Here is a 22,203-nt window from a genome sequence, read left to right as displayed (position 1 = left end):
ACGGATTAAGAATCCGCGGTCACTTAACTGATCCCAAGTACTCTTTGATGGATAACGGTTTTAGCACGAGCTATTTCCTTGCGCACGTCACGAATCCGAGTCGGGTTATCCAGTTGGCCAGTTGCCAATTGAAAACGGAGATTGAAAAGTTCCTCTTTGAATCCAGCGATCTTTTGTTCAATCTCGGCAGTGGTTAAGTTGCGAAGTTCATTAGCTTTCATTTGCTTCACCACCCAATTCTTCACGTTTCACAAACTTAGTCTTTACAGGCAGCTTGTGAGCGGCAAGACGCATCGCTTCACGAGCGATTTCTTCCGACACGCCTCCGAGTTCGAACATAATCTTGCCCGGTTTAACTACGGCTACCCACTTCTCAACGTTACCTTTACCACTACCCATACGAACCTCGAGAGGCTTCTGAGTAATAGGCTTATCTGGGAAAATCTTGATCCATACCTGACCGCCACGTTTGATGTAACGAGTCATTGCGATACGGGCAGCTTCGATCTGACGGTTAGTGATCCACGATGGTTCCAATGCCTGCAAACCATATTCGCCGAAGTTCAATTCTGTACCGCCTTTTGCCATACCCTTCATGTGACCGCGTTGTTGCTTGCGGTGTTTAACGCGTTTTGGTACCAACATGATTAGTTGCCTCCTTCCTGAGCAGCTTGTTTCTTAGCTGGGGGAAGAACTTCTCCACGGTAGATCCATACTTTTACGCCGATCAGGCCGTAAGTTGTATGTGCTTCAGCTGTTCCGTAATCGATATCAGCACGAAGCGTATGAAGTGGAACTGTTCCTTCGCTATAACCTTCTGAACGGGCAATCTCAGCGCCGCCAAGACGTCCGCCTACTTGAGTTTTAATTCCCTTTGCGCCTGAACGCATAGTTCTCTGAATAGCTTGTTTCAGTGCACGACGGAACGATACGCGACGTTCCAATTGTTGTGCAATGCTTTCTGCAACCAGAATTGCATCCAGTTCAGGGTGTTTAATTTCATTGATGTTGATGTGTACTTTTTTGCCACCGGCGATAGTTGTAACTGCGCTGCGAAGTACTTCTACTTCTGCTCCGCCTTTACCAATTACCATACCAGGTTTAGCAGTGTGAATTGTAACGTTCACGCGGCTTGCCGCTCTTTCGATTTCAATGCGGGAAACAGCGGAATCCTTCAACTTGCCTTTAAGGTATTCCCGGATTTTGACGTCTTCCATTAAAAGAGTACCGAAATCTTTGCCTGCATACCATTTAGATTCCCAATCGCGAATAATACCGACTCGGAGTCCGACTGGATTTACCTTTTGACCCACGTGTTATCCCTCCTTATTTCTCAGATACCACCAAAGTAATGTGGCTGGTACGTTTGTTAATCCGGCTTGCGCGGCCCATGGCGCGCGGACGGAAACGTTTCATAGTTGGCCCCTGGTTAACGAAAACTTCGCTTACGAACAAGCTGTTCACGTCCAAAGAGTAGTTATGCTCAGCGTTCGCAATCGCCGAGTTCAGTAGCTTCTCAACAACCGGAGAAGCGGATTTCGGAGTGTGGCGAAGAATTGCAATTGCTTCCCCCACTTGCTTGCCGCGAATCAAGTCAACAACCAGTTTCGCTTTACGAGCGGAAATCCGCACCGATCTTGCATGTGCTTTTGCTTCCATTGTTTTCCCTCCTCTCAAACGAAGACGTTAATTATCTTCTGGTTTTCTTATCGTCACCCGCGTGGCCTTTGTAAGTACGTGTTGGCGCGAACTCGCCCAACTTGTGACCTACCATATCTTCTGTTACGTATACAGGCACGTGTTTGCGGCCGTCATATACACCAAACGTATGTCCGATAAACTGAGGGAAAATGGTTGAGCGACGGGACCAAGTTTTAACTACAACTTTCTTATCTGCCTCGTTCAAATCCTCAACTTTTTTCAGCAGGTAGCCATCAATAAACGGCCCCTTCTTTAAACTGCGACCCATGTGTGAATCCTCCCTTCATCCGGTTCTTCAAACCGCGAATCGACGCTTCGCGCTAGCCTAACTTGCCAGAAGCGTCTTATTTTGTGCGGCGACGAACGATATATTTATCAGATGCTTTGTTTTTCTTACGCGTTTTGTAGCCGAGGGTTGGTTTACCCCAAGGTGACATTGGCGATTTACGTCCGATTGGAGCACGGCCTTCACCACCACCGTGTGGGTGATCGTTAGGGTTCATGACAACACCGCGAACTTCAGGACGACGTCCCAGCCAGCGGCTGCGTCCAGCTTTACCAATCTTGATCAATTCATGATCTTCGTTACCTACGGATCCGATGGTTGCACGGCATACGCTGAGGATTCTGCGAACTTCGCCAGAGTTCAAACGAACGGATACGTATTTTTCTTCTTTACCCAGCAACTGAGCTTCAGTACCAGCAGCACGAACCAATTGTCCGCCTTTACCTGGTTTCAACTCGATGTTGTGGATAATTGTACCTACCGGGATGTTGATCAGCGGAAGGCTGTTACCAATTTTGATGTCCGCAGCAGGGCCGGACTCAACTTTATCCCCAACTTTAAGGCCTTTAGGAGCGATAATATAACGTTTCTCTCCATCAGCATAGTGGATCAAAGCAATATTGGAAGTACGGTTCGGGTCATACTCGATTGTAGCAACGCTACCTGGTATGCCGTCTTTAGTCCGTTTGAAGTCGATGATACGGTATTTACGTTTGTGTCCGCCGCCGTGGTGACGAACCGTAATTTTACCTTGGTTGTTGCGTCCCGCATGTTTGAACAGCGGAGAAAGCAACGATTTCTCTGGCTGGTTTGTTGTGATTTCTTCAAACGTAGACACAGACATGTTGCGTCTTGCCGGAGAGGTCGGTTTGTACTTTTTGATTGGCACTATAGTTTCCTCCTTACTTTAAGAGTATTATTCTACCGCTTCAAAGAATTCGAGCGGTTTGCTGTCCGGGCTAAGCTTAACGATGGCTTTTTTCCACTCCGGAGTGTAACCGGAATATTTGCCGTAACGTTTCAGTTTGCCAGGTACGCGCATTGTGTTCACACTAACAACTTTAACTTTAAAAATAGCTTCAACAGCTTTTTTGATTTCGGTCTTGTTAGAACGGATATCCACTTCAAAAGCGTATTTCAATTCGCTCATGTATTCGGATGTGCGTTCCGTAATCACCGGACGCTTGATAATATCACGCGGATCTTTCATTACGCGAACACCTCCTCTACCTTCAGAACTGCTTCTTTAGTGATAATCAGTTTGTCGTACGTCAGTACGTCAAGAACATTGATGCCGTCAGCCGCTACAAATTTCACCCCAGGGATGTTACGAGCGGAAAGTGCTACATTGTCATCATAGCTAGGAGCTACGATCAATGCTTTTGTACCAACCTTCAGGTTGTTCAGAATAGCTGCGAATTCTTTCGTCTTCGGAGCACTCATAGTCAAGCTATCCAATACGATGATGTCATTCTCAAGTACTTTTGAGGACAACGCGGATTTGATGGCCAACCGGCGAACCTTCTTAGGCAATTTCCAGGAATAGCTGCGTGGTGTTGGTCCGAAGACTACGCCGCCGCCTTTCCATTGTGGTGAACGAATGGAGCCTTGACGAGCACGACCTGTACCTTTTTGTTTCCAAGGCTTACGTCCGCCGCCACGCACTTCAGAACGTCCTTTTACTTTGTGTGTACCACGACGAAGGGAAGCTCTTTGCATAAGTGCAGCTTCATGCAGCACATGTACGTTCGGTTCGATACCGAAAACTGAATCACTCAGTTCAACTTCGCCAACTTCGTTACCACTAGTATTAAAAAGTGTTACTTTTGGCATTTCATGTTCCTCCTTTCTTCAGAAATTATTTCTTAACGGTTTGTTTAACTTTCACGAAGCTGTTTTTAGGGCCCGGAATCGCGCCTTTAACCAGCAATACATTACGTTCTACGTCAACTCGGATGATCTCAAGCTTTTGAACCGTTACAGTCGTGTGACCCATATGTCCTGGCAGGCGTTTGCCCTTAGGAACACGGTTAGCTTGAATGGAACCCATGGAGCCTGGTCTTCTGTGGTAGCGCGATCCGTGTGCCATTGGTCCGCGGCTTTGTCCCCAGCGTTTGATGTTACCCTGGAAGCCTTTACCCTTCGAAGTACCTGTTACGTCAACAAATTCGCCTTCTGCGAAGATGTCAGCCTTAAGCTCTTGTCCAACCTCGAGTGACCCGAGGTCAACACCGCGAATTTCGCGAACGTAGCGCTTAGGTGTTGCGTTTGCCTTTTTGGCGTGACCTTGTTCAGGCTTGTTGGAGCGACTTTCCTTTTTATCGGAAAAGCCCAACTGCACTGCTTCATATCCGTCGATATTCAGGTCTTTCTTTTGCAGTACCACACAAGGGCCAGCTTCGATAACAGAAACCGCGATTACGTTACCTTCTGGAGTAAACACTTGAGTCATACCGAGTTTTTTTCCTAAGATACCTTTCAATGTTGACACCTCTTTTCTTTTCCTAGTTGCTTAATAATGAAATTACAATTTGATTTCGATATCTACACCGGACGGTAGATCCAAGCGCATCAAGGCATCCACAGTTTGTGGTGTTGGGTTCACAATATCGATCAAACGTTTGTGAGTCCGTTGTTCAAACTGTTCACGGGAATCCTTGTACTTGTGTACCGCACGGAGAATAGTAATGATTTGCTTCTCAGTTGGCAGCGGGATCGGCCCGGATACACCAGCACCCGAACGTTTTGCTGTTTCAACGATTTTCTCTGCGGATTGATCAAGAATTCTGTGGTCGTATGCTTTCAAGCGAATACGAATTTTTTGCTTTGCCATTTTAGTCCCTCCTTCTATCGCCCAATTTATTATCGGACATACTCCGTGAAAATTTTCTGACGTCGACCTCATGGCAAAGGGGCCGGGTGTGTCAGTAACCTCTCACATCATCGCAACGTCTCAGAACAACATTTATTATTATATATAATAGGCGGCTATATTGCAAGCGGATTTGCAAAAACAAATCAACTTTTTCCGAAAAGAATAGAAAAGGTGCCTTTCTTGTTCAGAATGGCACCTTACGGGCTGCAATATAACGTTTTTCTTCTATATATAAGGTTCCTTCTATAAATTATCCGTTGCAGATTTGAATTGTCCTGCCGAAGCTGCTGTCTGCGCAGTTGCAGACCCAATACCTTCAATAGTCTGAATGAGCACCTTGATCTCTTCCTCTACCGTAACAATTCTCTGGGTACTCGACTGCATGGAGTCTACAATATCACTGAAGAGCCTGCTAGTCTCGAGAGACTGGTGTTTGCCGCTCTCCGTCAACTCCTGAACTTTGCGGATCTCCCCAACAACCTGCGACGTAAGGGAGCTGGACTGAAGGGTCAGTTCTCCGATCCGGACCACCGTGTTCTTGGTATCCTCTGCAAGTCTGCTTACCTCCTGCGCTACAACACTGAACCCCCGCCCGTGGTCTCCCGCCCTTGCTGCCTCGATCGTTGCATTCAATGACAGAATCTTGGTCTGGTCAGCAATATCCTGGACAGCCGCCACAATTTTACGGATCTTTTGTGATGAGCTGCTTAGTTCATTTACTGAACGCTCCATCTCATTTGTACTATCATATATAAGATTAATCTGACCCGTTAGGTTGTTCAGCTGTCCATGCCCCTCCCTGGCCTTCCCCTGTGACTCCAGAGCGGAGGCGGCTGTGCGCTGGAATGTATTGTTGACTTCATTGCTGCTCGCCACCAGCTGCTCCACAGCGGCGTTAGTATCTATACTAAGGTCAATCAGTTCTCCGCTGAATTCAGCTATCTTGTGTTTCAATTCGTTCTTAACCAGCAGATACTGTTCTTCCTTTTCCCTAATATTCTCCTTCTCATATTCCTCGAGGACCAGCTGTTGTTCCAGATTAAGCAATTTGGTTACGGTCTGCACCAATTTGATCCTCTCCACATCTGTATGCGTCTCATTATAAATAGCCGTGATGAACACATTCTGCAGATTCTGAAAAGCGGAGAGATACCATTTAGGCTCCAGGCCAATTCTCTTATGAATATTCGCAATTTTTAGCCGCTTGGCTATGTACTCCTCGTTAACATTACCATCAAAAATCTCGATGATATGCTCACGCAAAGTCTTTTTGAGCCGTTCAATACTGCTGTGCTCCAGAATAATTGCTTCCAGTTTGTTAACTCCAAGAACCGTATTATAGAATTGATTAGTGATATCGTCGATTCTCTGTTCTACAACCGGTTTCATTAAGCGCAGAAGCCTTAAATCTTCCTCAGTTAAATCGATCATTCGCATTTGCTCGTTCAAATCATCATGCCCGTCAAGGGTATGAAACATCTCTGTGGCAGTGGGTGTAAAGCTCTTGCTGTCCGTTGATGGAGCGGCGGGAGATTCCTCATTGTTGTTCTTTGAAGTCAGACCATGCATAAATGAAAAAGGACATTTCCCCATACTTCCACGCTCCCTAAAATCCTAATAATTTACATTGTCTATATAGAAATATTCTACTCTATCGATAGATTAGATGTAAAGAATTTTAAGCATTATTTTGTAGAATTATGTTGAAAATACGCATGTACAGCACTGTAATTAGTCACATTTTGTCGAATAATAGGATTTTAATCTCTGATTTCCGCAATCTGAATAAGAGCTTCCAGCTCAAGAATATTCACGGTTCTTTTATGCATGGCGATAATCTTCAAAGCTTCCAGTTTATTCAGTTTACGGCTTAGAGTTTCTGCGGTAGTTCCAATCATGGCTGCTACCTCTTTTTGGGCTGACGGCAAATCTACCGATTGTGCTAAGGCATGTGCAGTCACTGCCGATTCTGCAAGATTCCTTGTATACAGGTATACCAACAGCCTAGCCAGTCTCTTCTCTACCTCAAACATGTGCAATGCCCCTGCAGCCTCCTCGGCCTGATGCAGCTGCTCGCTAACAGACATCAGGAAGCTAAAGGCAAGACCTGCATTCTGCTCCAGCAAGGGAATAAAGTCTTTGCGGTGCATCCGGCATACCTCTCCGCTCTCAATCACCTCTGCCGTTACATCATTATTTTTATTATGGAGTAAGGCAAACTGGCCGAAATAATCGCCCGGGAAAAGAAAACGGACAATATGCTGTTTTCCATCCTTACTGTTCTGAGTCAGCTTGATGAGACCGCTCTTTACTACAAACAATGCTTCAGACGGCTCCCCTTCTCTGCACACTTGACTTCCTTTTTTATAGTTATGGGTCTCTGTAATCGATTCGATCATCACTAATTCCTCATCAGACAAGCTCCGAAACACAGGAACCTGACGTACACAGGCATGCGAATTGCAGGTAGTACAGCTCATGATCCTTCACCCTTCCTTATAGCTGACTCTAACATATCAAGATTCCGGATTCCGGCGGGTGACTGGAAACACATAATTCTCAAAAACTTGATCTGTATCAAGGATTCTTCACCGGCTTATCCTTACAATAGAATCATAGAGAGAGTAAAGGAGTTGGAGTAATTGCTGCAATATTCATTTGAGGATATGCGTCAGATCGATAGGAGTACCCTTGGTAATACGGTACCCCTTGAGTTGTTTCGTACCATACGTCTGATTGGACTCAACCAGGGGCTTCCTCTGGGAGGAAAAGGGACTACGCTTACCATTGGCAGAAAGATTGGTGAAAGTCTACCTGTCAGTTCTGTTGAGGATCTTCTACAAATGTTTGAGGAGCTCAAAATCGGTATTCCGCGGATTGTTCATTCTGATGAACGTAGGATCAATATTGCTGTGGAGGACTGTTTTTGCAAAGGGCTGCCTTCACTTGAAGATGAAAAAATGGTATGTGATTTAGAGGGAGCGATTCTTGAAGGGGCACTCGGCAAGATTCTTGGCCGTAAGGTCTCTGTTAAAGAGATCAAATGCAACGTTACCGGTCATGAGCACTGCGAATACGAAGTAAAGCTTTAATGGAAGAGATCAAGATGGATAAATTTATAATTATGAAAGCAGGGATTATCTAATGGAAAAGAAAAGTTTAGTTGACGTGCTGCAGTATCAGGAGGAACGTTTTACAAAGAAAATCCTCTTCCAGCAAGGTGAAAGTGTTGTATTCGTGCTTAATTTCATGCCGGGTCAAAAATTGCCTGTTCATAAGCATCCTGGAGCGGATGTATATATCCTTGCTTTAAAAGGAGATGGAACCATTCATGTAAATGAAGCGGAGCAGCCCCTTATTGAAGGAGAGACTATCTATATTGCCGGAGATGAATCTTTTGCCTACACTAATGACAGCTCTTCCCCTTCCAGTCTGCATGTCGTTCTGTCCAAGCTGCCGAGTCCGGCCTATGCCAAAGAAATCTAAACCCTACAGCCAGCAATAAAAACAGGGCCCCTTCATAATGAAGGGGCCCTGCCTTATATTCCGGATCTATCCTAACGGATAGAGACGAATTATTTCTGGATGGAAGCTACGGAACCGGCACCAACTGTACGTCCGCCTTCGCGAATGGAGAATTTAGTACCTTCTTCAATAGCGATTGGGGAGATCAGGGAAACAGTTACAGTGATGTTGTCACCAGGCATAACCATTTCAGTACCTTCTGGCAAGTTGATGATGCCAGTTACGTCAGTTGTACGGAAGTAGAACTGTGGACGGTAACCAGTGAAGAATGGTTTGTGACGTCCGCCTTCTTCTTTAGTCAGAACGTAGATCTGAGCAGTGAACTCTGTGTGTGGGTTAACGGAGTTCGGCTTAGCCAATACTTGGCCGCGCTCGATCATGTTACGGTCTACACCACGCAGCAATGCGCCGATGTTGTCGCCCGCTTGTGCGGAATCGAGCAATTTACGGAACATTTCAACGCCTGTAACAACGGATTTTTTCTTTTCTTCATGAATACCAACGATTTCGATTTCTTCTCCGACTTTTACTGTTCCGCGTTCTACGCGACCAGTTGCCACAGTACCGCGGCCAGTGATGGAGAATACATCTTCGACAGGCATCAAGAATGGTTTGTCAGTCTGACGTTCTGGAAGCGGGATGTATGTGTCGATCGTTTCGAACATTTCAACGATCTTCTGTGCATATTCGCCTTCAGGGTTCTGTAGAGCTTCACGAGCAGATCCACGGATGATTGGAGTATCATCGCCTGGGAAGTCGTATTCGCTCAGCAGGTCGCGAACTTCCATTTCAACCAGTTCAAGCAACTCTTCGTCTTCAACCATGTCGCATTTGTTCAAGAATACAACGATGTAAGGAACGCCTACTTGACGGGACAGCAGGATGTGTTCACGAGTCTGTGGCATAGGACCATCAGCTGCGGATACAACCAGGATAGCTCCGTCCATTTGCGCTGCGCCAGTGATCATGTTTTTAACATAGTCGGCGTGTCCAGGGCAGTCTACGTGAGCGTAGTGACGATTAGGAGTTTCATATTCAACGTGAGCAGTGGAGATAGTGATACCACGTTCGCGTTCTTCAGGAGCCTTATCGATTTGGTCGAATGCTACAGCAGCGCCACCGTATTTTTTGGACAATACAGTAGTGATTGCAGCAGTCAGAGTTGTTTTACCATGGTCGACGTGACCAATAGTACCAATGTTAACGTGCGGTTTGTTACGTTCAAACTTTGCCTTTGCCATTTGAACAGTTCCTCCTTAATGTGGGGTTCCTTATATTTGAGCCGCCCGCCTACATGCAATTCTTAGATGACTTATGTGATATACCCGGACGGCAAGTTAAAAATTGAATTTATTCTCCGCCTTTGTTCTTGGCTACGATTTCTTCAGCAATGGATTTAGGTACTTCTTCATAGTGAGAAAGTTCCATTGAGAATACGCCGCGTCCTTGAGTACCGGAACGAAGTGTTGTGGAGTATCCGAACATTTCGGAAAGAGGTACCTTTGCACGGATAATTTGCGCACCGCCACGGGAATCCATACCTTCGATCCGTCCGCGTCTGGAGTTCAACATACCCATTACATCGCCCATGTATTCCTCAGGAACAGTTACTTCCACTTTCATGATTGGCTCAAGCAGGACAGGTTTACACTTGTCTTTAGCTGCTTTGAGTGCCATCGAGCCGGCGATTTTGAACGCCATTTCGTTGGAGTCAACATCATGATAGGAACCATCTACGATGGTAGCCTTAACGTCAACAAGCGGGAAGCCTGCAATAACGCCGTTTTTCATTTGCTCTTCAATACCGGCAAGTGCAGGAGCGATGTATTCTCTAGGAACAGAACCACCGACAACTTTACTTTCGAACTTGCTGCCAGTACCCGGCTCGAGAGGTTCAAATTCAACCCATACGTGACCATACTGACCGCGACCGCCGGATTGGCGAACGAATTTACCTTCAACACGTGCTGGTGCTTTGAATGTTTCACGGTAAGCAACCTGTGGTTTACCCACGTTGGTTTCTACCTTGAATTCGCGGCGCATACGGTCGATGATAATATCCAGGTGAAGCTCACCCATACCTGCCAGGATAGTTTGGCCAGTTTCTTCATCAGTGTGAGCACGAAGAGTAGGATCCTCTTCAGTCAACTTTCCGAGAGCTACGCCGAGCTTATCTTGGTCAGCTTTGGTTTTTGGTTCAACTGCGATTTCGATAACCGGATCAGGGAAGTTCATGGATTCCAGGATAACCGGATGTTTTTCGTCGCAAAGTGTATCGCCGGTACTTGTGTCCTTCAGACCAACTGCTGCCGCGATATCACCGGAGTATACAATGGAGATTTCTTGGCGGCTGTTTGCATGCATTTGCAGGATACGGCCGATACGCTCACGTTTGTTCTTGGTAGCGTTAACTACATAAGAACCGGATTCCAGTACACCGGAGTATACGCGGAAGAACGTAAGTTTACCTACATAAGGGTCTGTCATAATTTTAAATGCCAGTGCTGCGAATGGTTCTTCATCCGAAGAGTGACGAACCGCTTCTGTACCGTCATCCAGATGACCTTGAATAGCCGGTACATCCAGTGGGGATGGCAAGTAATCAACAACAGCATCCATCATGAGCTGAACACCTTTGTTACGGTAGGAGGATCCGACAATTACAGGGAAGATCTTAACATCACATACGCCTTTGCGCAATGCTGCCTTAATCTCATCCACTGTGATTTCTTCGCCTTCCAGATACTTCATAGTCAGATCTTCGTCAAGTTCTGCAACCTTCTCGATCAACTCGAGACGCAGTCCTTCAACTTGTTCCAAATAATCAGCAGGAATATCAGTAACTTCGATGTTCTGTCCCAGGTCATCCTTGAACATGTGAGCTTTTTGCTCAACAAGGTCAATGATACCCGTGAAGTCGTTCTCGGCACCAATTGGCAATTGAATTGCAATTGCGTTGGCTTGCAGGCGGTCACGCATGCTGTCGATAACGTTCAGGAAGTCTGCACCGATGATATCCATTTTGTTCACATAAGCGATACGGGGAACGCCGTAACGGTCAGCCTGTCTCCATACGGTTTCGGACTGAGGCTCTACGCCCTCTTTCGCACTAAATACACCAACTGCCCCATCCAATACACGAAGGGAACGTTCAACTTCAACAGTGAAGTCAACGTGCCCAGGGGTATCAATAATATTGATGCGGTGGCCCTTCCATGCAGCGGTCGTAGCAGCGGAAGTAATCGTAATTCCGCGCTCCTGTTCTTGTTCCATCCAGTCCATTGTAGCAGCGCCCTCGTGAACTTCACCGATTTTGTGCGTACGGCCTGTGTAGAAAAGAATCCGCTCAGTAGTGGTAGTTTTACCAGCATCAATATGTGCCATGATCCCGATATTACGTGTATTTTTTAAGGAGAACTCTCTTGACATGAAATGGATCTCCTTTCAAAATAGAAGTTATTTGAACGGCTATAATCCTACCAGCGGTAGTGAGCAAACGCTTTGTTCGCTTCAGCCATTTTGTGCGTGTCTTCACGTTTCTTAACGGAAGCGCCTGTGTTGTTGGAAGCATCGATAATCTCAGCCGCCAAACGCTCTTCCATAGTCTTCTCACCGCGGTTGCGTGAGTAGTTTACAAGCCAACGTAATCCCAAAGCAGTACGTCTTTCAGGTTTAACCTCGATAGGTACCTGGTAGTTAGCACCGCCGACACGACGAGCTTTAACTTCCAATACAGGCATGATGTTCTTGATGGCAGCTTCGAAAACTTCCATCGGTTCTTTACCTGTACGTTCCTGAATCAACTTGAACGAATTGTACAAAATGCTTTGAGCGACACCTCTTTTACCACCCAGCATAATACGGTTGATCAAACGAGTAACCAACTTGCTATTATACAATGGATCTGGCAATACATCTCTCTTAGTAACTGGACCTTTGCGTGGCATGGATATCCCCCTTTCTTAAATGGTTATTATTCGGATATGCTTGTCTTATTTCTTAGCCTTAGGACGTTTCGCACCATATTTGGAGCGAGCTTGCATCCGGTTAGCAACACCTGCAGTATCAAGTGCACCACGAACGATGTGGTAACGAACTCCTGCAAGGTCCTTAACTTTACCTCCGCGCAGCAATACTACACTGTGCTCTTGAAGGTTGTGTCCGATACCCGGAATGTAAGCAGTCACCTCAAGACGGTTCGTCAAACGAACACGGGCATACTTACGAAGTGCTGAGTTTGGTTTACGTGGAGTCATTGTGCCTACACGAGTGCACACACCGCGTTTCTGCGGGGCGCTCAAATTTGTAGCCTCACGCTTGAGGGCGTTGAACCCTTTTTGAAGAGCGGGAGATTTGGATTTTTCGATTTTGGCTTGACGGCCTTTACGAACCAGTTGATTAATAGTTGGCATGTTGTGCCACCCCCTTCCTGAAATGATAGTCAATTTACAAACATTAAGTCCACAGACCCAGGTGGTTCATAAAAAGACAAATGAAAAGTCCTTGCTGCCGAAGTGTACCCCGGTACAAAAACGTTCTCTTGTTGCTATTGTTTTAAGACGGCTGCCATAGCAGCACCAACTTCTATACCGCAGGCCTTGCCCAAATTCAGCATGGTGTCCACATATGTGACCTTCACACCTTGTTTGCCGCAAAGCATAACAATTCTGGAAGTAAGCCGTTGATCTCCGTCCTCCGCCACATAGACTTCTGCGGCTTGGCCCAACTCCACCGCCTTGACGGTTTGTTTGGAACCGATCTTGACCTGAGCATCCTGTAACCCTCTATCATCAGTCATGAAAAACATTACCTCCACTGAACAAGAATGACAAGGCTACTCACGCACCTTAGACATATTAGCATCCTCAGCACACGATGTCAAGAAAAACAGCAATAATTTTATTAATATTCATAACAGACAGCCGCGTCACGCAAGGTTATCACGTGACGCGAATGCTGAATGCGATGATTATTTATTACTCAGCTGGAACCGTTTCTAAAGCGGCTTGCTTGCTTTCTTCATTCGGATCACTAAGCTTAACATTACGGTAACGATTCATACCTGTACCTGCAGGAATCAGCTTACCGATGATAACATTTTCTTTAAGACCGAGCAACTTATCCACTTTACCCTTAATTGCTGCATCCGTCAAGACACGGGTAGTTTCCTGGAAAGAGGCCGCAGACAGGAAGGAGTCTGTTTCCAGAGAGGCTTTGGTAATACCGAGCAGTACTGGCTTAGCAACTGCAGGTTCTTTACCAGACAGGATAGCTTCCTTGTTGGCTGCTTCATATTCATGAATATCCGCAAAAGCACCCGGCAGGAGAGTGGTATCTCCAGCATCGATAATACGGATTTTGCGCAGCATCTGCTTAATCATAACTTCAATGTGCTTATCATTGATCTCAACGCCCTGGTTACGGTATACACGCTGTACTTCTTGCAGAATGTAGTTCTGTACCCCGCGGATCCCTTTGATACGCAGCATTTCTTTAGGGTCAATAGAACCGTCTGTCAATTCATCGCCGGCTTCAATCTCCTGGCCTTCACTGACACGCAGACGGGAACCGTAAGTGATAGAATAGGTCTTGGACTCCGCTTCACCCTGGACTTCGATTTCACGACGGTCCTTAGTTTCACGAATTTCCTTAACTACCCCGTCAATCTCACTGATTGTTGCCTGACCTTTAGGGTTACGGGCTTCAAACAACTCCTGGATACGCGGCAAACCTTGCGTGATATCGTCTCCGGCAACACCGCCGGTATGGAATGTACGCATGGTAAGCTGTGTTCCTGGTTCACCGATGGATTGTGCAGCAATAATGCCGACAGCTTCCCCGATTTCCACGAATTTACCTGTTGCCAGGTTACGTCCGTAGCACTTCTTGCAGACCCCATGACGGGCACGGCAGCTGAGTACAGAGCGGATCTGCAGTTTTGTAACCCCAGAATTCACAATTTCCTCGGCCTTATCGGAGTCAATCAGATCGTTACGGTGAACGATGATTTCCTTCGTTTCCGGATGACGGACAGTCTCAAAGGAATAACGGCCTTCAATACGGTCGTAGAGATCCTCAATAACTTCCTTGCCATCTTGAATCCGGCTGACGGTGAAGCCTTTATCGGTACCGCAATCTTCTTCGCGGACGATTACGTCCTGTGCCACGTCAACGAGACGGCGTGTCAAGTACCCGGAATCCGCTGTACGCAGCGCTGTATCGGCCAGACCTTTACGCGCTCCGTGAGTGGAGATAAAGTACTCGAGGACGGTCAGACCTTCACGGAAGTTCGCTTTAATTGGCAATTCGAAAATCCGGCCCGAAGGTGTAGCCATCAGACCACGCATACCACCGAGCTGGGTGATCTGCGATTTGTTACCACGCGCCTTGGAGTCAACCATGAGCATGATGGAGTTGAAACGGTCCATCGATTTCAGCAGGACGTTCGTAAGTTCATCCTTAGTCTTCGACCAAATCTCGATAACACGGTCATACCGTTCATCATTAGTAATCAGACCACGGCGGTATTGATTCGCTACTACATCAACCTTAGCTTCGGATTCTTTAAGAATTGTAGCTTTTTCCTCAGGCACGATAACGTCTGATACGGCAACCGTAACACCGGAACGTGTAGAGTACGTAAAGCCGAGTTGCTTAATTTTATCCAGAATCACTGAAGTTTTGGTAGTGTGATAGGTTTCGAAGCAGCGGGCAATGATTAAGCCCAGATATTCTTTACCTACAGCACTGGCTTCCGGAGCAGCCATGATCAATTCGCGGATATCCGCGCCTTTTTCATAGATGAAGTACTTCTCTGGTGTGCCTTGCAGCAGGTTTGTTTTGGTGGCTTCATTGATGTATGGGAAACTGCTTGGATAGATTTCGTTGAAGATAATCTTACCCACCGTTGTAATCAGCAATGCATTCTGCTGTGCCTCTGTAAAGTTGGTTTTACCCAGTGCCTTAACAGGAATAGCAACACGTGCATGCAGACCAGCGGTTCCGCGTTGGTAAGCTGAAACAGCTTCGTTCACGGTACGCAAAATCATACCTGTTCCCTTTTCTTCCTTGTTATCCATGGTCAGATAGAACGTACCAAGGACCATATCCTGGGAAGGTGTAACAACCGGCTTACCATCTTTAGGGTTCAGGATGTTACCGGATGCCAGCATGAGAATACGGGCTTCAGCTTGAGCTTCAGCGGATAGAGGAACGTGTACCGCCATCTGGTCACCGTCAAAGTCGGCATTGTAAGCCGTACATACGAGCGGGTGAAGACGGATCGCGTGACCTTCTACCAGAATCGGTTCAAACGCCTGTATACCCAGTCTATGCAGCGTAGGGGCACGGTTCAGCAGAACCGGATGCTCTCTGATCACTTCTTCAAGTACATCCCAGACTTCAGGACTTACGCGCTCAACCTTACGTTTCGCACTCTTGATGTTATGGGCAAGGCCCTTATTAACCAATTCTTTCATTACAAACGGTTTGAAGAGTTCCAGTGCCATCTTCTTCGGAAGACCGCATTGGTACATCTTGAGGTAAGGTCCTACGACGATAACGGAACGTCCGGAATAGTCAACGCGCTTACCGAGCAAGTTCTGGCGGAAACGTCCTTGTTTACCTTTCAGCATATGGCTGAGCGATTTGAGCGGACGGTTACCAGGACCTGTTACAGGACGGCCGCGGCGGCCATTGTCGATCAGGGCATCAACAGCTTCCTGAAGCATCCGTTTCTCATTCTGCACGATAATATCAGGAGCGCCGAGATCCAGCAGTCTCTTCAGACGGTTGTTACGGTTAATTACGCGGCGGTACAGGTCATTAAGGTCAGACGTAGCAAAACGGCCGCCGTCGAGCTGAACCATAGGGCGAAGCTCCGGAGGAATAACCGGGAGCACATCCATGATCATCCAGTCTGGCTTGTTGCCGGAGTTTCGGAAGGCCTCAATAACTTCCAGACGTTTGATCGCCCGGTTACGGCGCTGGCCTTGGGCCGTGCGCAGCTCTTCTTTGAGGAATTCCAGTTCTTTATCGATATCGATATCCTGAAGCAGTTTTTTGACGGCTTCAGCACCCATGCCAGCCTGGAACCCGTAGCCGTATTTCTCACGGTAGCTGCGGTATTCTTTCTCAGACAGCAGTTGTTTCTTCTCCAGAGGAGTTTCACCCGGATCGGTTACAACATAAGATGCAAAGTAGATAATCTCTTCGAGCGATCTTGGAGACATATCCAGTGCCAGACCCATACGGCTCGGAATACCTTTGAAATACCAGATATGAGATACCGGAGCTGCCAGCTCGATGTGGCCCATACGTTCGCGGCGGACTTTAGCGCGGGTAACTTCCACGCCGCAGCGGTCGCACACAACGCCCTTATAACGGACGCGTTTGTATTTACCACAGTGACATTCCCAGTCCTTTTGCGGCCCAAAGATGCGTTCGCAAAAAAGACCCTCTTTTTCCGGTTTCAAAGTACGATAGTTAATGGTTTCCGGTTTTTTAACTTCTCCGCGGGACCAAGAACGAATTTTTTCCGGGGAAGCGAGCCCGATTTTCATAAATTCAAAATTGTTAACGTCCAACAAGGAGCAACCCTCCTTAACCTATATCCTGATTTAGTACCACAGCCCTCTCTTGACGGTAAGTCAACAGAGGGCGCGGTCCTTTGTGTAATGAAATTAGTGGCTTGCTGGTGAACTACTCTATGCCGACTTCTGCGCCTTCCAAATTGAGGCTCAGCTTGTCGCCTGACGTCTCGTCCTCATCGTCCAGTTCCTTCATCTCGATCTCCTGCTCGTCACCGCTAAGGATTTTGACATCCATACCCAGCGACTGCAGCTCCTTGATCAATACCTTGAACGATTCCGGAACACCCGGTTCTGGAACATTTTCACCTTTGACGATGGATTCGTACGTTTTCACACGGCCGACCACGTCATCGGATTTCACAGTCAAAATTTCTTGCAGTGTATACGCCGCGCCGTAAGCTTCAAGCGCCCACACTTCCATTTCCCCGAAACGCTGTCCGCCGAACTGAGCTTTACCGCCCAGTGGCTGCTGTGTAACGAGTGAGTAAGGACCTGTAGAACGGGCATGAATCTTATCGTCAACCATGTGCGCAAGCTTGATCATGTGCATGACGCCGACAGTAACTTCACGCTCGAAGCGCTCGCCTGTACGTCCGTCATACAACACAGTCTTACCATTACGCTGCATACCTGCTTCTTCCATCGTATCAAACACGTCATACTCACGGGCTCCGTCGAATACCGGAGTAGCTACGTGGATACCCAGACGAAGTGCCGCCATACCGATATGAACTTCCAGCACCTGTCCGATGTTCATACGCGAAGGTACACCCAGCGGGTTCAGGACAACCTGTACCGGTGTACCGTCCGGAAGGAACGGCATATCTTCTTCAGGCAGAATACGGGCAACGACACCCTTGTTACCGTGACGTCCGGCCATCTTGTCACCTTCAGAAATCTTACGTTTCTGAGCGATGTAGACACGAACCAGCTGATTCACACCAGGAGGCAGCTCATCGCCGTTCTCACGGGTGAACACCTTAACGTCAACGATAATACCATCACTACCATGCGGAACGCGCAGGGAGGTATCGCGGACTTCACGGGCCTTCTCACCGAAGATAGCGTGCAGCAGGCGTTCTTCAGCAGTTAGTTCAGTTACACCCTTTGGAGTAACTTTACCTACCAGAATGTCACCGGCATTGATTTCCGCACCGATACGGATGATTCCGCGCTCATCCAGATTGCGGAGTGCCTCTTCACCAACGTTTGGAATATCACGCGTGATCTCTTCAGGTCCCAGCTTGGTGTCACGGGCTTCGGATTCGTATTCCTCGATATGGATCGAAGTGTATACATCTTCCTTAACCAGCTTCTCACTCAGCAGGATCGCATCCTCGTAGTTGTAACCTTCCCAAGTCATGAACGCAACGACTACGTTGCGGCCAAGAGCAAGTTCGCCCATTTCTGTGGAAGGTCCGTCTGCCAGAATGTCACCTTTCTTAACAATATCGCCACGTTTAGCCAGCGGACGCTGATTAATACAGGTACCTTGGTTCGAACGCATAAATTTGTGTAATTTATATTTAACGATATCGCCTTTAACTTCCTTGCCTTCAACTGCCTCTACACGGCGCAGCCAGATTTCATTGGCAGAGGAGCGTTCGATAATACCGTCATATTTGGAGACAATACATACGCCCGAATCCTTGGCGGATTTATGTTCCATCCCTGTGCCGACAAGCGGAGCTTTCGGAATCAGAAGCGGAACGGCCTGCCGCTGCATGTTCGATCCCATCAGTGCACGGTTGGAGTCATCGTTCTCAAGGAACGGAATGAGCGCCGTAGCGACCGACACAACCTGCTTAGGTGAAACGTCCATGTAGTCAACACGGTTACTAGGCATTGTAGTAATGTTATCTGAATCTTTGTTGTAACGGACGATAACCATATCTTCCTTAAATGTACCATGCTCATCAATCTGTACATTCGCCTGGGCAACTACATAGTTATCTTCTTCATCGGCAGTCAGGTAATCGATTTGTTCTGTAACCTTGCCAGTCTTCGGATCCACCCAACGATACGGAGCTTCGATAAAGCCGTATTCATTGATGCGTGCAAAGGTGGACAAGGAGTTGATCAGACCGATATTCGGACCTTCCGGTGTTTCGATAGGACACATACGGCCGTAGTGACTGTGATGTACGTCGCGGACTTCAAAGCCTGCGCGTTCACGGGTCAGACCGCCGGGTCCGAGTGCCGACAGACGGCGTTTGTGTGTAAGTTCAGCAAGCGGGTTCGTCTGATCCATAAACTGGGACAGCTGCGAACTACCGAAGAACTCTTTGATGGACGCGATAACCGGACGGATGTTGATCAGTGCCTGCGGTGTAATCGCATTGGCGTCCTGAATCGACATTCTCTCCCGCACCACGCGCTCCATACGGGACAGACCGATGCGGAACTGATTCTGCAGCAATTCACCTACAGAACGCAGACGGCGGTTACCCAAGTGGTCGATATCATCTGTATTACCGATACCGTGCAGCAAATTAATAAAGTAGCTGATTGAGGATATAATATCAGCCTGGGTAATATGCTTGACCGACTTGTCAATGTTGCCATTGGCGATCAGTTTGATAATCCGGCCTTCTTCAATTGGCGAGAATACGTCAATGGTCTGCAGCGGAATATCTTCACTGTCCATAACCCCGCCGGTAACACGGTAGTTCTTGCCAGCTACATTCTTCTCGAAATAAGGAATCAGCTCATCAAGCAGGCGGCGGTCAACCATCTGGCCGGATTCTGCCAGGATTTCTCCTGTAGATTCATCAACCAAAGGCTGTGCCAGACGCTGATTGAACAGACGATTCTTGATATGCAGCTTTTTATTGATTTTGTAACGGCCTACATTGGCCAAATCATAACGTTTCGGATCAAAGAAACGTGCGACCAATAGGCTCTTGGCATTGTCAAGTGTCGGTGGTTCGCCCGGACGCAGACGCTCGTAAATTTCAATAAGCGCCTTCTCCGTGGAGTCCGTGTTGTCTTTATCCAGCGTATTGCGAATATATTCATCATTGCCAAGCAGTTCCAGAATTTCAGCATCACTGCCGAAGCCTAGAGCACGCAGAAGCACGGTTACCGGGATCTTACGGGTCCGGTCGATACGGACATACATGATGTCCTTAGCGTCGGTCTCCAGCTCCAGCCAAGCTCCGCGATTCGGAATTACTGTGGCGGTGTAGGTTTTTTTGCCGTTCTTATCCACTTTTGTGCTGAAATAGACGCTTGGAGAGCGAACCAACTGGCTGACAATAACCCGTTCCGCACCATTGATAATAAAAGTGCCGGTTTCCGTCATCAGCGGGAAATCTCCCATGAACACTTCCTGCTCTTTGACCTCACCGGTCTCCTTATTGATGAGACGCACCTTCACACGCAGAGGAGCCGCATATGTTACGTCCCGCTCTTTAGCGTCGTCAACCGTATACTTCGGTTCACCCAGGCTGTAATCAATGAACTCTAGTACCAAATTCCCTGTGAAATCCTGGATCGGCGAGATGTCCTGGAACATTTCCCGCAATCCTTCCTCCAAAAACCAGTCATAAGATTTTTGTTGGATCTCGATCAGGTTCGGGACCTCGAGTACCTCGTTAATTCTCGCATAGCTCCGCCGAGTGCGTCGACCATACTGAACAAGATGTCCTGCCAACTTTACTCACCCCTCATGTCTACTCACTTAAAAATTGATTGCGAACCCTTGTTTGGACCCGTATAATGGAACCATAACACAAGGATTCAGCCATAAATACAGAAAAGCCCCTTATCGAAATCTTTCGAAAAAAGAGCGCATCTATCCACGGCCAAAATACTCCTTATCCAGTAGATTTGCCCAAAACGTGCGTATTATACGTCACCAAGCAACAGTTTATGCGCTATTATCTATTGTCCCGGCGACCTTCGCCGTGACAGGAACATAGAGAACGGAATTCGCAAAAACCTGCCGTACGGCATGCGCTTACCGGGCGACAATATATCACTTGACATTTCAGCAAACTAAAGACATGGAGCCTAGCTTAATACTGACATTTTATAATAATAACACTATCAACATTGCATGTCAATAAGTATTAATATTTTTTTACTTCTTCGCTCTGATAATACGATAACCCTTGTCTTTCCCCACTTCTTCCACATCCGAGAACAAGCTTTCTAGCTTGGCGGTGGCCGATGGTGCGCCCTGCTTCTTCTGGATGACTATCCACAGACTTCCACCCTCATTCAAATGCGCATGTGCCTGCTCAAAAATCTCATGAACTACAGCCTTGCCTGCACGAATCGGCGGGTTGGTAAGAATCACATCGAATGTACGCCCCTTCACCGCAGACAGTACATCACTTTCCATAACCGTAACATTGCGGATTCCGTTATGCTGCGCATTCTCGCGGGCAAGCTCTACAGCACGGCTGTTGATATCAATCATCGTCACATGTCCCTTAGGAGTGAGGAGTGCTGCACTAATCCCCATAGGGCCGTAACCACAGCCAACATCCAGCACCTCTGCCCCATCCGGAATTTCCATTGCTTCGATCAGAACTCGGCTGCCATGATCAATATCCCCTTTGGAAAAAACACCGGCGTCGCTTGTAAAGCGGAGGCTTTTGCCTCTCAGTACCGTATCGATGCTGCGTCTGTCATGACGTGCTTCCGGCTGCTGCGAGTAATAATGCTGCGACATACAATCCTCCCTTTCACTTGGCTCTAATATACAAAGCATATCTTATAGAGCAACCCCCTTGAACAAGTTCAAGGGGGTTGCAAGAACCGGAAAGAATCACTTCATATCCGGGGCAGTACCTACTTAAATCAAATTATTTTACTTCTACAGAAGCGCCTGCTTCTTCCAATTTTGCTTTAGTAGCTTCTGCTTCTTCTTTGCTTACTTTTTCTTTGATTGCTTTTGGAGCGTTGTCTACAACGTCTTTAGCTTCTTTCAAGCCAAGACCTGTGATTTCGCGAACGATTTTGATAACGTTGATTTTGGAAGCGCCAGCGCCTGTCAAAATTACGTCGAATTCGGATTGTTCTTCTTCAACAGCTGCTACTGCGCCGCCAGCTGCTACTGGAGCTGCTGCAGTTACGCCGAATTCTTCTTCGATTGCTTTAACCAGGTCGTTCAGTTCCAATACGCTCATGCCTTTAATTTCTTCCAAGATTGTTTCTTTGCTCATGATTGAACCTCCATTATATTTGAATTGGTTTGTGGTATTGATTATGAAGCT

At 47.2% G+C, this 22,203-nt stretch carries 23 protein-coding genes; 2 read left to right on the top strand and 21 right to left on the bottom strand.

The features are described 5' to 3' along the window. Window positions 1-23 precede the first annotated feature (23 nt). The 12 genes from rpmC to NSQ73_RS01190 form a co-directional block, all read right to left on the bottom strand. The gene (gene rpmC, locus NSQ73_RS01245) at window positions 24-221 is read right to left on the bottom strand and encodes a 50S ribosomal protein L29 (RefSeq protein WP_019908232.1); all 198 of its coding nucleotides are present in this window, start codon (window positions 219-221) and stop codon (window positions 24-26) included. After that, window positions 211-645: a 50S ribosomal protein L16 gene (rplP, locus tag NSQ73_RS01240; RefSeq protein WP_039298647.1), complete on the bottom strand. Its 435-nt coding sequence runs from the start codon at window positions 643-645 to the stop codon at window positions 211-213. The genes rpmC and rplP overlap by 11 nt, the downstream gene beginning before the upstream one ends. Window positions 646-647: 2 nt before the next feature. Continuing rightward, window positions 648-1,313 carry a 30S ribosomal protein S3 gene (gene rpsC, locus NSQ73_RS01235; protein WP_039298645.1) on the bottom strand — a complete coding sequence of 222 codons (666 nt, stop codon included), beginning with the start codon at window positions 1,311-1,313 and terminating at the stop codon, window positions 648-650. Between the two features lie 13 nt (window positions 1,314-1,326). Next, on the bottom strand, window positions 1,327-1,659 hold the full coding sequence (gene rplV / locus NSQ73_RS01230; protein ID WP_036680546.1) for a 50S ribosomal protein L22: 333 nt from the start codon (window positions 1,657-1,659) through the stop codon (window positions 1,327-1,329). 31 nt (window positions 1,660-1,690) lie between these two features. Then, complete coding sequence (gene rpsS, locus NSQ73_RS01225) at window positions 1,691-1,969, bottom strand: 30S ribosomal protein S19 (RefSeq protein WP_039298640.1); 279 nt, start codon at window positions 1,967-1,969, stop codon at window positions 1,691-1,693. A gap of 76 nt (window positions 1,970-2,045) precedes the next feature. Further along, window positions 2,046-2,876: a 50S ribosomal protein L2 gene (gene rplB / locus NSQ73_RS01220; RefSeq protein WP_039298637.1), complete on the bottom strand. Its 831-nt coding sequence runs from the start codon at window positions 2,874-2,876 to the stop codon at window positions 2,046-2,048. A 27-nt stretch (window positions 2,877-2,903) separates the two neighbouring features. Then, window positions 2,904-3,197: a 50S ribosomal protein L23 gene (gene rplW, locus NSQ73_RS01215; protein ID WP_039298634.1), complete on the bottom strand. Its 294-nt coding sequence runs from the start codon at window positions 3,195-3,197 to the stop codon at window positions 2,904-2,906. Then, complete coding sequence (rplD, locus tag NSQ73_RS01210) at window positions 3,197-3,820, bottom strand: 50S ribosomal protein L4 (protein WP_039298632.1); 624 nt, start codon at window positions 3,818-3,820, stop codon at window positions 3,197-3,199. The genes rplW and rplD overlap by 1 nt, the downstream gene beginning before the upstream one ends. 25 nt (window positions 3,821-3,845) lie before the next feature. Next, on the bottom strand, window positions 3,846-4,469 hold the full coding sequence (gene rplC / locus NSQ73_RS01205) for a 50S ribosomal protein L3 (RefSeq protein WP_036721840.1): 624 nt from the start codon (window positions 4,467-4,469) through the stop codon (window positions 3,846-3,848). Window positions 4,470-4,511: 42 nt separating this feature from the next. Beyond that, window positions 4,512-4,820 (bottom strand): 30S ribosomal protein S10, encoded by a 309-nt coding sequence (gene rpsJ / locus NSQ73_RS01200; RefSeq protein ID WP_017692074.1) that lies wholly within the window; start codon window positions 4,818-4,820, stop codon window positions 4,512-4,514. Window positions 4,821-5,105: 285 nt separating this feature from the next. Continuing rightward, window positions 5,106-6,455 carry a globin-coupled sensor protein gene (locus tag NSQ73_RS01195; protein ID WP_340985161.1) on the bottom strand — a complete coding sequence of 450 codons (1,350 nt, stop codon included), beginning with the start codon at window positions 6,453-6,455 and terminating at the stop codon, window positions 5,106-5,108. 167 nt (window positions 6,456-6,622) lie between these two features. Next, entirely contained in the window at window positions 6,623-7,261 is a 639-nt protein-coding gene (locus NSQ73_RS01190) for a Crp/Fnr family transcriptional regulator (RefSeq protein WP_336101092.1), read from the bottom strand. A 243-nt stretch (window positions 7,262-7,504) separates the two neighbouring features. Between NSQ73_RS01190 and NSQ73_RS01185 the strand changes: the two genes are divergently transcribed. Together NSQ73_RS01185 and NSQ73_RS01180 are read left to right on the top strand one after the other, a co-directional pair. After that, window positions 7,505-7,954 (top strand): V4R domain-containing protein, encoded by a 450-nt coding sequence (locus tag NSQ73_RS01185; RefSeq protein WP_231575237.1) that lies wholly within the window; start codon window positions 7,505-7,507, stop codon window positions 7,952-7,954. A gap of 52 nt (window positions 7,955-8,006) precedes the next feature. Further along, window positions 8,007-8,348, top strand: a complete 342-nt coding sequence (locus tag NSQ73_RS01180) for a cupin domain-containing protein (protein ID WP_042140136.1) — start codon at window positions 8,007-8,009, stop codon at window positions 8,346-8,348. 89 nt (window positions 8,349-8,437) lie between these two features. Here NSQ73_RS01180 and tuf read toward each other — a convergent pair whose 3' ends face one another. From tuf to rplL, 9 genes are all read right to left on the bottom strand, one after another. After that, a complete protein-coding gene (gene tuf / locus NSQ73_RS01175) occupies window positions 8,438-9,628 on the bottom strand; it encodes an elongation factor Tu (protein WP_039298612.1) in 1,191 nt (396 codons plus the stop codon). Between the two features lie 109 nt (window positions 9,629-9,737). Further along, a complete protein-coding gene (gene fusA, locus NSQ73_RS01170; RefSeq protein ID WP_042140137.1) occupies window positions 9,738-11,816 on the bottom strand; it encodes an elongation factor G in 2,079 nt (692 codons plus the stop codon). A gap of 47 nt (window positions 11,817-11,863) precedes the next feature. Then, a complete protein-coding gene (gene rpsG / locus NSQ73_RS01165) occupies window positions 11,864-12,334 on the bottom strand; it encodes a 30S ribosomal protein S7 (RefSeq protein ID WP_020427074.1) in 471 nt (156 codons plus the stop codon). Window positions 12,335-12,379: 45 nt separating this feature from the next. After that, complete coding sequence (gene rpsL, locus NSQ73_RS01160; protein ID WP_020427075.1) at window positions 12,380-12,799, bottom strand: 30S ribosomal protein S12; 420 nt, start codon at window positions 12,797-12,799, stop codon at window positions 12,380-12,382. Window positions 12,800-12,933: 134 nt separating this feature from the next. Further along, window positions 12,934-13,185: a ribosomal L7Ae/L30e/S12e/Gadd45 family protein gene (locus NSQ73_RS01155; protein WP_039298604.1), complete on the bottom strand. Its 252-nt coding sequence runs from the start codon at window positions 13,183-13,185 to the stop codon at window positions 12,934-12,936. Window positions 13,186-13,363: 178 nt separating this feature from the next. Next, a complete protein-coding gene (gene rpoC / locus NSQ73_RS01150; protein ID WP_042140138.1) occupies window positions 13,364-16,975 on the bottom strand; it encodes a DNA-directed RNA polymerase subunit beta' in 3,612 nt (1,203 codons plus the stop codon). Between the two features lie 112 nt (window positions 16,976-17,087). After that, the gene (gene rpoB / locus NSQ73_RS01145) at window positions 17,088-20,633 is read right to left on the bottom strand and encodes a DNA-directed RNA polymerase subunit beta (protein ID WP_039298596.1); all 3,546 of its coding nucleotides are present in this window, start codon (window positions 20,631-20,633) and stop codon (window positions 17,088-17,090) included. Between the two features lie 429 nt (window positions 20,634-21,062). Next, window positions 21,063-21,659, bottom strand: a complete 597-nt coding sequence (locus NSQ73_RS01140; RefSeq protein WP_076248523.1) for a class I SAM-dependent methyltransferase — start codon at window positions 21,657-21,659, stop codon at window positions 21,063-21,065. A gap of 133 nt (window positions 21,660-21,792) precedes the next feature. Then, window positions 21,793-22,152 carry a 50S ribosomal protein L7/L12 gene (gene rplL, locus NSQ73_RS01135; protein ID WP_039298590.1) on the bottom strand — a complete coding sequence of 120 codons (360 nt, stop codon included), beginning with the start codon at window positions 22,150-22,152 and terminating at the stop codon, window positions 21,793-21,795. Window positions 22,153-22,203: the final 51 nt, after the last annotated feature.

The sequence above is a fragment of the Paenibacillus sp. FSL R10-2736 genome (genome assembly GCF_038000245.1).
Lineage (GTDB): Bacteria > Bacillota > Bacilli > Paenibacillales > Paenibacillaceae > Paenibacillus_AQ > Paenibacillus_AQ phytohabitans.
This window is presented reverse-complemented; position numbering and strand designations above follow the sequence as displayed.

Bases quoted from the DNA above. Each gene is read 5' to 3' on its own strand.
- rpmC (WP_019908232.1), bottom strand. From the start codon at position 221: ATGAAAGCTAATGAACTTCGCAACTTAACCACTGCCGAGATTGAACAA.
- rplP (WP_039298647.1), bottom strand. From the start codon at position 645: ATGTTGGTACCAAAACGCGTTAAACACCGCAAGCAACAACGCGGTCAC.
- rplV (WP_036680546.1), bottom strand. From the start codon at position 1,659: ATGGAAGCAAAAGCACATGCAAGATCGGTGCGGATTTCCGCTCGTAAA.
- rpsS (WP_039298640.1), bottom strand. From the start codon at position 1,969: ATGGGTCGCAGTTTAAAGAAGGGGCCGTTTATTGATGGCTACCTGCTG.
- rplW (WP_039298634.1), bottom strand. From the start codon at position 3,197: ATGAAAGATCCGCGTGATATTATCAAGCGTCCGGTGATTACGGAACGC.
- rplD (WP_039298632.1), bottom strand. From the start codon at position 3,820: ATGCCAAAAGTAACACTTTTTAATACTAGTGGTAACGAAGTTGGCGAA.
- rpsJ (WP_017692074.1), bottom strand. From the start codon at position 4,820: ATGGCAAAGCAAAAAATTCGTATTCGCTTGAAAGCATACGACCACAGA.
- NSQ73_RS01195 (WP_340985161.1), bottom strand. From the start codon at position 6,455: ATGGGGAAATGTCCTTTTTCATTTATGCATGGTCTGACTTCAAAGAAC.
- NSQ73_RS01190 (WP_336101092.1), bottom strand. From the start codon at position 7,261: ATGATCGAATCGATTACAGAGACCCATAACTATAAAAAAGGAAGTCAA.
- NSQ73_RS01180 (WP_042140136.1), top strand. From the start codon at position 8,007: ATGGAAAAGAAAAGTTTAGTTGACGTGCTGCAGTATCAGGAGGAACGT.
- tuf (WP_039298612.1), bottom strand. From the start codon at position 9,628: ATGGCAAAGGCAAAGTTTGAACGTAACAAACCGCACGTTAACATTGGT.
- fusA (WP_042140137.1), bottom strand. From the start codon at position 11,816: ATGTCAAGAGAGTTCTCCTTAAAAAATACACGTAATATCGGGATCATG.
- rpsG (WP_020427074.1), bottom strand. From the start codon at position 12,334: ATGCCACGCAAAGGTCCAGTTACTAAGAGAGATGTATTGCCAGATCCA.
- rpsL (WP_020427075.1), bottom strand. From the start codon at position 12,799: ATGCCAACTATTAATCAACTGGTTCGTAAAGGCCGTCAAGCCAAAATC.
- NSQ73_RS01155 (WP_039298604.1), bottom strand. From the start codon at position 13,185: ATGACTGATGATAGAGGGTTACAGGATGCTCAGGTCAAGATCGGTTCC.
- NSQ73_RS01140 (WP_076248523.1), bottom strand. From the start codon at position 21,659: ATGTCGCAGCATTATTACTCGCAGCAGCCGGAAGCACGTCATGACAGA.
- rplL (WP_039298590.1), bottom strand. From the start codon at position 22,152: ATGAGCAAAGAAACAATCTTGGAAGAAATTAAAGGCATGAGCGTATTG.